Source organism: Microcoleus sp. B3-D2, assembly GCF_036705345.1.
Lineage (GTDB): Bacteria > Cyanobacteriota > Cyanobacteriia > Cyanobacteriales > Microcoleaceae > Microcoleus.
On sequence record NZ_JAUBUG010000009.1, the window covers coordinates 110142 to 120603 of the forward strand.

Sequence of the window (10462 nt, forward strand, 5' to 3'; positions counted from 1 at the left end):
ATTTTAGTCGCTAGCCTGCTTAGTGTTAAAGCAGGAAGAAGTCAGGGCGATCGGCATTTTTGCTAGAGTTAACGAGTAGTGCGATTCCCTGCGGGATCGCTACGCCGCGCGTACTTTTTCCCAGCATGAACAACATCCTAACTACCCCCGAGCCCGTAACCAGCCACTGGGATTGCCCCGAATGCGGCGGCACCGGTACCCTCAGCCCAGAAATTTGCCCTGTTTGTCTCGGAGCAAAATACATCGAGCTCGCTACAATAACGAACTGGATGCTCGATTTCATGGAATCTCGCGGCTGCGATCGAGCTGAGATCGATCGATTGCGAACCGAAAGCCCAGACCCCTTAACATTAACTTTTTGCCTCGAAGTTTGTATCGCCCTTAAATAAACAACGATATCAATTACCAATTACCAATTCCCTATTCCCAATATTCAGTGTCCCTTAACCGGATGTTGCCCGTAAAAAGGCAAAGCATCCGACCAATCAGGACGACTTCCCATTTGCCACTCCAAATAAGCCAATTCCAACACACTAGAAACCGACCAGCCCAACTCGCTACCCACTTCAATTAACTGATAAGAATTCCCCCAATTATCCAACTTTTCTTGCCAAGATTCAGGAGTCATCACCGTCTCAGGAAACAACTCAGTTAAACCAGAATCTTTGTTAACTGAATAAACCGCCCCAAACAATTGTCCCCGCTGTGCAGGCATTTGCAGCGCAATATCCTCTCTCAAAAGCCCCCCCTTAGCAAGGGGGGGTTGGGGGGGTTCCGTATTCAAAAGCCCCCCCTTACCAACGGGAGGTTCCGTATTCAAAAGCCCCCCCTTAGCAAGGGGGGGTTGGGGGGGTGCCGCCCAAGCCACAGCCGCCAAAGTTGAAACCGCAAAAACCGGAATATCCAACTGTTGAGCCAAAGTCCGCGCCGTCACCATACCCATGCGAGTCCCCGTGAAACCTCCGGGCCCCTTCGCCACCGCAATAAAAGCCAAATCCGCCCAAGTTTGTGGCCCAATAAACTCGACTAAATACTGATGCAAATGAGTTGCTAAATCGCGATCCAAATTCCAAGTTTGGCAGCGAGAATCCCCGGCAAAATTGCTGATGGCTAAACCGAGTTCGCGACTAGCTGTGTTCAGGGCTAAGCCGTATTTTTTAACAGATGTTCCGTCTTGGGGATTGCTATTCACGATTACTGATAATTTTCCTTAACAAAAAACAGCGGCAAAGCCACAACTAAGCAACCCAAAAGAATGCCAAATATTCCCGTATTTAAAATCCTGGAATTCCCCATGCCCCCAGTCATCAAAAACAGCACAACTAAACTTGCGAATAAATTTTTATTTGCAAATTCTTTGTGTTGGGAAACTTGATGCTTCACCGCCATAAAACCAGAAGAAACTATTAGCGCAAACCAAGAATTAAAAATGACTATTTGAGAGCCAAAGATAAACCAAACTAAAGCAAACATTAGCGCATCTATCCAAAAATCCTGAGTTTTGAACTTCGGCAGCCAAAATTCTTGGGTAGCAACAGGGGCGATTTTCTTGACTAATTGATTGTGTTGCAGCCGCACGAGTTTGTTTCTCAATTTAATCTTGGGATCGATTTGCAATATTTGCTTCCACTCCGGGCGGCGAGAATTGTTGACTCTTCCCAACAGCTTAACGGCTGCGACTTTATTTAACTGCAAATCGGTGAGTCGGGTGGCAATTATTTGAGATAAGTGCGGATAGTAAACGGGGTTGTCTTCGGTTCTGTTGATGACGATATTGAGCTGTTGCTTGGCTTGACTGACTTGGATTGTAACATTGTAGGGGGCGAGATCCTCTTGCAAAGCTTGCTGAATTTCGGCTTGCTCTTGGCGAGTGAAAAGCGACACACCGGGCGCGGGTGTAACCACCCGTTCTGCGGGCGTTTCCGGCGCGTCTAGCACAGGCTCTGCGTCTAAATAGACTGGTTTGGGGTTCAAGTGCCGGATGACTGCTGATGCTGAACTGTAGCGCCGATTGGTAGCACTTTGAAGCATGGTGTCGAGGATGCGGCCGAAATCGTCGCTAACAGCGGTTTTCAAATAATTTCGCCAAGCCCAAGAATCCTCTGTACTGTCGAACAAATCGAAGGGAGGAATTTCAGTCAGCAAGTGAATGCAGGTAACGCCCAAACTGTAGATATCGCTAGCAAAAACTGCTTTCCCCATCAATTGTTCTGGGGCTGTATAAGCAGCACTGCCGATGATTGTACCAGTTTGCGGCAACCCGGTTGCTGTTACTTTCTTAGCTGCACCAAAGTCTACTAAAACAATATCTTTTTGGAAAGGAGAGGGTTGATAGGAATTTTCTAAGGCGGGTAAAGGAGTAGGAGATAATCGGCGGCGAATGATATTTTCTGGTTTGATATCGCGGTGAATGACTTTGGATTTGTGGACGAAGTGGAGCACGGGCAATAAATCGTTGAGGATTTGCCGAATTTGAGTTTCGGTGAAGGCTCCTTTTTGTTCTAATTCTCGGGCTAGATTTTTGCCGTCTATAAATTCTTGTACTAAATACTGTCTCCCGTCTTGTTCAAAATGCGCGATTAATTCTGGAATCTGGGGATGTTTTCCCAAGGTTTCTAGCTGGGCTGCTTCTTGGTGAAATAGTTGTGCTGCTTTTTCGGTGGCGGTATTTTGCGGGAAAAATTGCTTGATTACGCACTGCGAAAAAATCAGGGGTTTTGTTTCATCAACTGCTAGAAATGTTCTGCCAAAGCCTCCTTGCCCGATCGGCTTTATGGTTCGGTAGCGAGATGCTGATGGTGTTTCTGCGTCAATAGTTAACAACAATTTTGACCCGCAACTTTGGCACAATTCTGCATCCCCTGGGTTTTGCGGATTCTGACAAGTTGGGTTTAAGCAATAGCACATTGGATTTTAGATTTTAGATTTTAGATTTTAGATTTTTAATTGGGAAGGGGGAATGGGGAATTGGGCATCGGGCATCGGGAATTGGGAATTGGTTATTGGTTGTTATCGCCAACCACTCACAAGAAACCTATAAAAAACAACAAATAGCAACCAACAACCAACAAATGACTAATGACTAATGACTACTGACTAATGACTAATGACTAATGACTAATGACTTCTTCCTTAAGTCGGGACGAGTTCGCCTGGCCGCAATTTTGCCCATTTGCCGGTCTCTTGCTTGAAACTCTGACAGCCAACTACATCCCATTCCATTTCAATTTCGTCTTGGCGGGGGCGGATGTTGACGTTGATGGTGGGTTCTACGGGGTCGAAATCGGGTGTTTCGGTGAGGTGAAGCTGTTCGTGCTGTTCTTCTACGGCGTGGTAGGTAAAGCAGCGGTCTACATAATGGCAGTTAATACAAATACACATTCTTGATATCCTCTGTGCATTTCAAAAAGATTGGTGAAATTTGAGCTTTCTGTTAATCTAGCGTAGCAAGAGTTTAATTGTTTGTAAGGAAAGTAGATTTTTGTTGCGATGCCGATTAATTTGCCCTCTTCATTATCTCCTGATACTTGGCCGTTTGATTTGGAACTGCTGACACCGCCTGCTTATCTGGTGGGCGGTGCGGTGCGGGATGCGTTGCTGGGGAGGCGATCGCACTATTTTGATTTGGATTTTGTCATGCTAACACGGGCGGTGAAGACTGCTCGAAAAATTGCCGATCGCACGAATGGTGGATTTGTCTTGTTGGATGCGGAACGCCAAATTGCGCGGGTTGTATTTGCGGGCGGTACGGTGGATTTGGCGCAGGCGGAAGGGGGGAGTCTGGAGGGGGATTTGCTGCGCCGGGATTTTCGGATAAATGCGATCGCCTACAATCCTTTTACAGGAGAAATCATCGATCCTTTGGACGGTCAAACTGATTTGCGGTTGGGTGTGCTGCGGATGATTTCGCGGTCAAATTTGGAGGACGATCCGCTGAGGTTATTAAGAGCTTACCGCCAAGCGGCGCAGTTGGGTTTTGCGATCGAACCTGAAACTCAATCGGCGATTCGGGAATTAGCGCCGCTGTTGAGTCGGGTAGCGGTGGAACGGGTGCGGACGGAATTGGGTTATTTGTTGAGCAATCCTGACGGTGTTCCTTGGATTTGTCGCGGTTGCGAAGACGGTTTGTTTTCGATTTGGTTTGAAAGTGCGATCGACCGTTTCGATATTTTGACAAAAATTGATGCGTCTGCTGCCAAGTTAGCGGCAATTTACCCGGAATTAGGGAGAGAATTTTCGCGCTCGATTCGAGATACGATTAAAACGCCGTTGTTGGCGGTTGCGAAGTTGGCTGTTTTGGCAGATTCCGACCCGACAATTGCTGAAACTCAGTTGCTGCGGTTGAAGTACAGCAATGCGGAGATTAAAAGTGCGATCGGGCTTTTGAAATACTTGCCAAAATTGCAAGCAAAACCTATCGCGGAAATGTCTTTGCGAGAACAGTATTTTTTGTTTCGGGATGTAGGAATAGTATTTCCAGTTTTAGCGGTTTTGGCGGTGGCGGCGGGAGTTGCGGTTGAGGAGATTTCACTGTTAATTAATCGCTATCTGGATGCTGATGATATTATTGCTCATCCGACCCAATTAGTTAGCGGCAATGATTTAATGGAATATTTGAATTTGCCCAGAAGTCCGCGCATCGGTCAATTGTTGATGGATATTCAATTAGCGCGGGTGGAAGGGAAAATTGCGACTCGCGAAGATGCGCTGAAATTGGCGGCAGAGTTGGTTGATGTTCATTGATATTTTGCAATAGTGGCAACAGTGCGATCGCTCCAATAATCTCTTGACAATACTGGCTAGAATTACTATTATTGAAGTGATGCTTATTAAATAAAAATAATTAAATGCAACCTTTGAGTCTGATATCACCTGTGATTTCCGCCGAACGGGGATTGCGAGAGGTTTATCAAAGCAAATACGGCATTCTATACCAGGAAGACTGTCTCAAGTTTTTAGGTGCTATTCCCGATTATTGTGCAGATATTGTCTTTGCCGATCCGCCCTTTAATCTCGGCAAAGATTACGGTAAAGGTACGAGCGATATGCTGAATTCCAGCGATTATCTTGCTTGGTCAAAACAGTGGCTTAAAGAAAGTATTCGAGTGCTTAAACCGGGCGGAAGTCTATTTATTTTCAACTTACCTAAATGGTGCATTGAGTACGGTGCATATTTAAACCAAGAGGGAATGAACTTTCGTCACTGGATAGCTTGTAGAATGCCTAAAGCTTTTCCTCGCGGCAAGAAAATGTCTCCCGCACACTACGGATTGCTTTACTACACAAAAGGCGAACCAGCAGTTTTCAATAAAGTTTATACGCCGATTCAAGTCTGCCGGCATTGCGGAGGAGAGATTAAAGATTACGGCGGACACCGCAAAAAATTAAATCCTCAAGGTATTAACTTAATGGATGTTTGGGATGCTCCCGAAGATGTCTGGGAAAATGCTTCTGAAGATATTCGAGAAGAAAATCTGTGGACTTTAATTGAAGAAATGTGGACAGATATTCCGCCAGTAAGACACCGACAGCACAAGAAAAGGGGAGCAAACGAATTAGCTCCAATCATGCTGGAACGTATCATTGCTATGGCATCGAATCCAGGACAAGTTGTAATCGATCCTTTTGGAGGTTCTGGCACTACATTTTATGCAGCAGAGAAGTTGGGTAGGTATTGGCTGGGTACAGAAATCGGCGATATTGAACCTGCAGTGAAGCGGTTACAAGACTTGGCAAATGGAAAAGTTGAAAACTGGGAATCAGCGAGGGGAAAGACCAAAAATAAAGTTAAACAAAGCGAGTCAATCCAACTAGAATTGTTTTCTTGATAACTAACATTTTATATTAAAGCGCGACCATCTGTGCCTTTAGTAATTGTAGGTACGCTCCTATCAAGGGCATCATGTTCAATGACAAATATGGCTAAAAAACCTTCTTGTATGTTAACAGCACGCCAGACATCAAAGTAAGGCTCTAGTTCCTCATAATTGCCAATTCTATCAGTCAAATAAGGGTAGAGTTTACGGCTGGGCAGAACTAATGCCGTCCCCAAAAAAATCCCTCGTAAAATACCGAGAACCAGTTTATTAACAGCACGGTGACTTGATGAGATATTTCCTGTTTCCCATTCAAATGCAAATAAATGATTGTCTAAGATTTTGGTAGCATCTACTCGTCCAGGGGTTCTAGTTGCAAATCTGATTTTAGTTTCAAGCTGCCATCCAAAACTGTCATGAAGAGCAGCCATACAAGCATTTTTGATAGGTTTGACACCGTTTCCGTGCCTGGTTGGATTGATCGTAAAGTTTGATGCACCCACAGGCCAGGCGATCGCGTCAATAGCAATCCGTATTTCATTTTTAATAACTCCCCATTCTTCTGACTCCTCAAAGTTACCGCGACTAATAAGTGATACTTCTTGAACTATCTTCACAGCGTACTAAGCCTATTCATTTATACTTGCTGTTAATTCTTCGGGTAATTCAAACTTGCCATCTGCACGCGGTTCAAACTCAAAAATTTTCAACACAGCATCAACATTCAGCGGCCCGTAAATGTGCGGGTAATTTTCACCCGCAGCCAATTCATACTTAAGTTCAGCTTGCACTTTGTCCGAGTCAATCCAAAGCAGCAACAATCCTGTTTGTCCCACAAAAAATTTATTAGCAGATTTAAGAACTTGCGGCAGTGTCGAACAGTGGATAAATCCTTCAGTATCTAGCGTATCTCCGCGATAGGATTGAACTTGTTTTGCTTGTTCCCACTGTTGGCTGCGGATGATGTGAAAAATAATGCTCATAATTGAATAAATTCTAGGTTTAATTGAGAATTGGCAGCAAAATTTGAGAGGGACAATTCCCGCCACAACTTACTGTCAGCGTGATAATTTTAGCATCGATCGCCCGCGCTTCACCGGGAGGTGCACCACTTCCCGGATTCACGTCGTAAGCGGGAAAACAAGCCGCACTCAAACTCAGACGCAACGCATTACCTTTGGCAATTTGCATACAAGTTGCTTGCAGCACAATTATTACAGGTGTTTCACCTGAATTCATCCGGACGTAACCTTGACTAAAATTGTAAACGCTGCCACTATCTTTTACCTCAGAAAGTATGGCACACAAATCAAAAGTCGGCCCATCGGCGGTACAAAATACTTCGACAATTATATCTCCAGCTAAGTGCAAATCTGCTGTTAGCGGTGCCGAAGTGTATGTTAACACATCGGTGCGGCAGTCAATAGTCGATCGCTCCATCGCACCTGCAGGAAATGCAGCGTGACCTCCCAATGATGGCACCGGCCGCCAAGGGTCATGTACGAATATATCATCAGTGCAAACATCCGCGCACCTCTCTGTTAAAATACCCGCATCTTCTCTCATCGCGGCAAGTCCGGTACTTGCTAAAAAATAAGATTTATGATTGTTATTAGGCCATTTATCAAATTTCCGCCAATCATTTCTCCCCATCTCAAATAGTGTAATCTGCAGCTCGTCTAATATCCCTGTATCAACTCCTTTGAGGAAGCGATCGAACCAGCGAATTTGCAACTCATCCACCGGATTTGAAGCTGCAAAACCATAGTCCAACGCTCCAACTTTTCGCCCCCAAGGTAAATGCGCCCAAGGGCCAATTATCAAATGCTGCGGACAGGAACTCCGGCTCGCCATTTCCTTATAAAGATGGATTGTTCCCCGCAAATAAGTATCAAACCAACCGCCAACGTGCAGCATTGGCAAGTCTAAATCTTTGATGTTTGGCGATAACTTTTCCCAATACTCGCTCGGTCGATAATTATCCAACCAATCGTGGTAATATGAGTCTGGTGCCAGATTTTTAATAATCTCAGGACGCGCCGGCACGGTATCGTATAGCGGGAAATTTCTCGAAGCTGCATACAAGGCTTGATAGGCAGAAATATCGGCTTTTAAGCGAGCGGTTTCTCCGGCTAGCTGAATTGCCCAGCCGAGATTTGATTGCAGACAAAACGCCCCGCCTTCATAGGCCCAATCTGCGTATAAATTGCCGCCTACCATTGCCGGACAAATTGTAATTAAAGCGCTCGGTTTAGCAGCAGCAGTGTAGAGTTGAGTCATGCCTTGGTAGGAAAAACCGTACATTCCGACTTTGCCGTTACTTCCCGGCAAATTAGCTGCCCAATTGACGCTATCAAAACCGTCTTGTGTTTCGCTAACAAATAGGTTAAATTCGCCTTGGGAAGTGCCGCGTCCCCGCACGTCTTGGATGACAACGATGTAGCCGTGTTTGGCGTACCATGCGGGATGGGAATATACGACTGTAGAGGCGATCGCCCTTCCGTAAGGTTGCCGCATTAATAATACTGGAAATTCGCCCTCCGCATCGGGGCGGTAGATGTCAGCATCTAAACGAACGGCATCTTTAGTTAGCATTGACGCTGTTTCTTTCGGGCAAAGTTTCAGCATAAATCCTAAAAAACATCAAATAAAAAAGTTTGTAGTAAGGGCTTTAGTGCTTCTTCTAAGGACGGAAGCCCTGACTACAAACCTGATGAGATAGTTTTCATCTAAGCGCTCAACTCCTTACTACAAACCTAGCAGGATACGAGTACATCCGATCGCCTGAGAACTCTCATATCTTCCTCATCGAGTTCGACTGGTGTGCCGCTGCGAATTAGTTCTACAAAATCCTCATTCGGCACCATGATGCACAAAGTGTACAAACGTTCACTGCCCGTATTCTCAATTAGGTGAGTGCCTGTTGGAGGCACTAACAAACTATCTCCCGGTTGAATACCAACTGTTTTGCCGTCGCAGGTTGCTTGCCCTGTTCCTTTGATTACAAAAAACATTTCTACTGCAAATTGATGGCGGTTGGGAGGAGTTTTGCCCCCCACATCGAAAATCTCCACGCAAACTGTTAATGAAACATTAGCTATTACCGGATCGAAGACGATAGCTAATCTATTAGTATCGCCCGGACTGATGCGAAATGCTTGGTAGTCTTTCGGAGACTTTATAACAGGAATCACGCACTGGTTTGTCATTTTTTTATTGTTAGTTGTCAGTGGTTATGTTTCTGCTGTCATTAGTGAAAATCCAGAGTCATTAGTCCGCCGCTCAACCTCCAAAGTTTATTAATTTCACAGGAGAGTTCGCTGTCAGAGCAGGAAGCGAGATATAGGCTTTGCTGTGCAGGACTCTCACAGTCCTAAAAAACGCTTTTTATACTCCAGAGAGATACTCCCCTGATGACTACTATTTAATTGCTTCTAACATAGCCTGAGAATCCGACAAAAAACCAAAACATTGTTTAACGTTATAAAGAGTAGCTTGCCAGCAATACTCGGGAGATGTCGTAGCTGTACAATCTTTGACTAAAATACAGTCGTAACCGAGGAAATTAGCATCTTGCAGCGTAGCCATGACGCACTGATCGGCGTTTACTCCTCCGAAGAAAAGTGTAGTTCTGCCGAGGTTCCGCAAGATACTATCTAAAGGAGTATCCCAAAAGCCGCTCATCCGATATTTATCAACGCAAATATCCTCCGGTATGGGTTTTAATTCATCGACAACTTGCGCCGCCCAACTCCCTGCCATCAGTACAGGTGCGTTGTTTTTTGGCAGCGGATCTCCCAAACCTACGCCGTCGCCTGTGGGATTGTAAACGTGACGGGAAGCTGCACTAATATTGAGCAAATCGGGGCGGTTTCCCCAGTTGATCCATATAATTGGTACTGCGTGCGATCGCAATTCTGACAGCAAATTTTTTAAAGGATTAATTGGAGTTCTGGCGGGCGTTACATCTACGCCAATATGTGCTAGCCAACCGTCGGGATGACAGAAATCGTTTTGCATATCTATCACCAACATTGCTGCTTTTGCTAAGTCCAAACGCAGGGTTTTAGTTTCTGTTTCCAGGGTAACAGGTTGAGGCGCGATCGGCGATCGGGTGATATCGGCAATTTTGGCATCAACTTTCCAAGCATTCGGCGGTACGCCCAAAGTGCGGAGAGAATCAGGATTCATATGATTGTTACTCAAAAACAATTTCAATCTTATAAGAATTTGATTGTTACTAACTTGTCATATCTTAAATCTTTACTATAATTAAGTATCCGGGGTAAGTTTTTGATAAATTTTATGATTTATTAAGTTTATTCCAGTTTGGTGAGCGCAAATGTTAGTGCCCTGCAATAATAAAATAAAAATAAATGTAATTTTACAAAAAGGGTAAATCTATGAGCTTTACAATTCAAAATGCTTTAATTCCGGTTGAGAGCGGTTATGAAACCGCAGACGTGCAAGTGGTGGATAATTGCATAAGTGCGATCGCGCCCAATAATCCACCCTCTAATTCCCCCCCTTACCAAGGGGGGAACCCCCCCTCTAATTCCCCCCCTTACCAAGCTATGCCTTACTCACATCTTTCTTAACAAAATCAGGCTTGACATCTGGGGGGGAATGGGTGGAAACTAATTTCC

General features: G+C 44.9%; 12 protein-coding genes. 4 read left to right on the forward strand and 8 right to left on the reverse strand.

Features of this window, described 5'->3' with window-relative positions; translation table 11 throughout:
• The first annotated feature begins 59 nt into the window (after positions 1 to 59).
• Complete coding sequence (locus QUB14_RS05750) at positions 60 to 389, forward strand: hypothetical protein (protein WP_333215775.1); 330 nt, start codon at positions 60 to 62, stop codon at positions 387 to 389.
• 44 nt (positions 390 to 433) lie between these two features.
• On the opposite strand, the gene tsaB is transcribed toward QUB14_RS05750, so the two are convergent.
• From tsaB to QUB14_RS05765, 3 genes are all read right to left on the reverse strand, one after another.
• Entirely contained in the window at positions 434 to 1192 is a 759-nt protein-coding gene (gene tsaB, locus QUB14_RS05755; RefSeq protein WP_333215777.1) for a tRNA (adenosine(37)-N6)-threonylcarbamoyltransferase complex dimerization subunit type 1 TsaB, read from the reverse strand.
• Between the two features lie 2 nt (positions 1193 to 1194).
• Complete coding sequence (locus QUB14_RS05760) at positions 1195 to 2907, reverse strand: serine/threonine-protein kinase (RefSeq protein ID WP_333215779.1); 1713 nt, start codon at positions 2905 to 2907, stop codon at positions 1195 to 1197.
• A gap of 225 nt (positions 2908 to 3132) precedes the next feature.
• Positions 3133 to 3381, reverse strand: a complete 249-nt coding sequence (locus QUB14_RS05765; protein WP_006632635.1) for a Ycf34 family protein — start codon at positions 3379 to 3381, stop codon at positions 3133 to 3135.
• A 108-nt stretch (positions 3382 to 3489) separates the two neighbouring features.
• Between QUB14_RS05765 and QUB14_RS05770 the strand changes: the two genes are divergently transcribed.
• Positions 3490 to 4743: a CCA tRNA nucleotidyltransferase gene (locus QUB14_RS05770; protein ID WP_333215781.1), complete on the forward strand. Its 1254-nt coding sequence runs from the start codon at positions 3490 to 3492 to the stop codon at positions 4741 to 4743.
• 104 nt (positions 4744 to 4847) lie between these two features.
• Complete coding sequence (locus QUB14_RS05775; RefSeq protein WP_333215783.1) at positions 4848 to 5828, forward strand: site-specific DNA-methyltransferase; 981 nt, start codon at positions 4848 to 4850, stop codon at positions 5826 to 5828.
• Between the two features lie 11 nt (positions 5829 to 5839).
• On the opposite strand, the gene QUB14_RS05780 is transcribed toward QUB14_RS05775, so the two are convergent.
• The 5 genes from QUB14_RS05780 to QUB14_RS05800 all read right to left on the reverse strand — a co-directional run bounded on the left by QUB14_RS05780 (position 5840) and on the right by QUB14_RS05800 (position 10007).
• Positions 5840 to 6433 (reverse strand): restriction endonuclease, encoded by a 594-nt coding sequence (locus QUB14_RS05780; protein ID WP_333215785.1) that lies wholly within the window; start codon positions 6431 to 6433, stop codon positions 5840 to 5842.
• 12 nt (positions 6434 to 6445) lie between these two features.
• Positions 6446 to 6799, reverse strand: a complete 354-nt coding sequence (locus QUB14_RS05785) for a DUF952 domain-containing protein (RefSeq protein WP_333215787.1) — start codon at positions 6797 to 6799, stop codon at positions 6446 to 6448.
• A gap of 19 nt (positions 6800 to 6818) precedes the next feature.
• Positions 6819 to 8411 carry a CocE/NonD family hydrolase gene (locus tag QUB14_RS05790; protein WP_333215789.1) on the reverse strand — a complete coding sequence of 531 codons (1593 nt, stop codon included), beginning with the start codon at positions 8409 to 8411 and terminating at the stop codon, positions 6819 to 6821.
• Positions 8412 to 8572: 161 nt separating this feature from the next.
• The gene (locus tag QUB14_RS05795) at positions 8573 to 9025 is read right to left on the reverse strand and encodes a cupin domain-containing protein (protein ID WP_333215791.1); all 453 of its coding nucleotides are present in this window, start codon (positions 9023 to 9025) and stop codon (positions 8573 to 8575) included.
• A 211-nt stretch (positions 9026 to 9236) separates the two neighbouring features.
• Positions 9237 to 10007, reverse strand: a complete 771-nt coding sequence (locus QUB14_RS05800) for a cysteine hydrolase family protein (RefSeq protein ID WP_333215803.1) — start codon at positions 10005 to 10007, stop codon at positions 9237 to 9239.
• Positions 10008 to 10219: 212 nt separating this feature from the next.
• On the opposite strand from QUB14_RS05800, the gene QUB14_RS05805 reads away from it, so the two are divergent.
• A complete protein-coding gene (locus QUB14_RS05805) occupies positions 10220 to 10414 on the forward strand; it encodes a hypothetical protein (protein ID WP_333215793.1) in 195 nt (64 codons plus the stop codon).
• Positions 10415 to 10462 lie beyond the last annotated feature (48 nt).

Bases quoted from the DNA above. Each gene is read 5' to 3' on its own strand.
- QUB14_RS05790 (WP_333215789.1), bottom strand. From the start codon at position 8,411: ATGCTAACTAAAGATGCCGTTCGTTTAGATGCTGACATCTACCGCCCC.
- QUB14_RS05765 (WP_006632635.1), bottom strand. From the start codon at position 3,381: ATGTGTATTTGTATTAACTGCCATTATGTAGACCGCTGCTTTACCTAC.
- QUB14_RS05770 (WP_333215781.1), top strand. From the start codon at position 3,490: ATGCCGATTAATTTGCCCTCTTCATTATCTCCTGATACTTGGCCGTTT.
- QUB14_RS05785 (WP_333215787.1), bottom strand. From the start codon at position 6,799: ATGAGCATTATTTTTCACATCATCCGCAGCCAACAGTGGGAACAAGCA.
- QUB14_RS05805 (WP_333215793.1), top strand. From the start codon at position 10,220: ATGAGCTTTACAATTCAAAATGCTTTAATTCCGGTTGAGAGCGGTTAT.
- QUB14_RS05775 (WP_333215783.1), top strand. From the start codon at position 4,848: ATGCAACCTTTGAGTCTGATATCACCTGTGATTTCCGCCGAACGGGGA.
- QUB14_RS05760 (WP_333215779.1), bottom strand. From the start codon at position 2,907: ATGTGCTATTGCTTAAACCCAACTTGTCAGAATCCGCAAAACCCAGGG.
- QUB14_RS05795 (WP_333215791.1), bottom strand. From the start codon at position 9,025: ATGACAAACCAGTGCGTGATTCCTGTTATAAAGTCTCCGAAAGACTAC.
- QUB14_RS05800 (WP_333215803.1), bottom strand. From the start codon at position 10,007: ATGAATCCTGATTCTCTCCGCACTTTGGGCGTACCGCCGAATGCTTGG.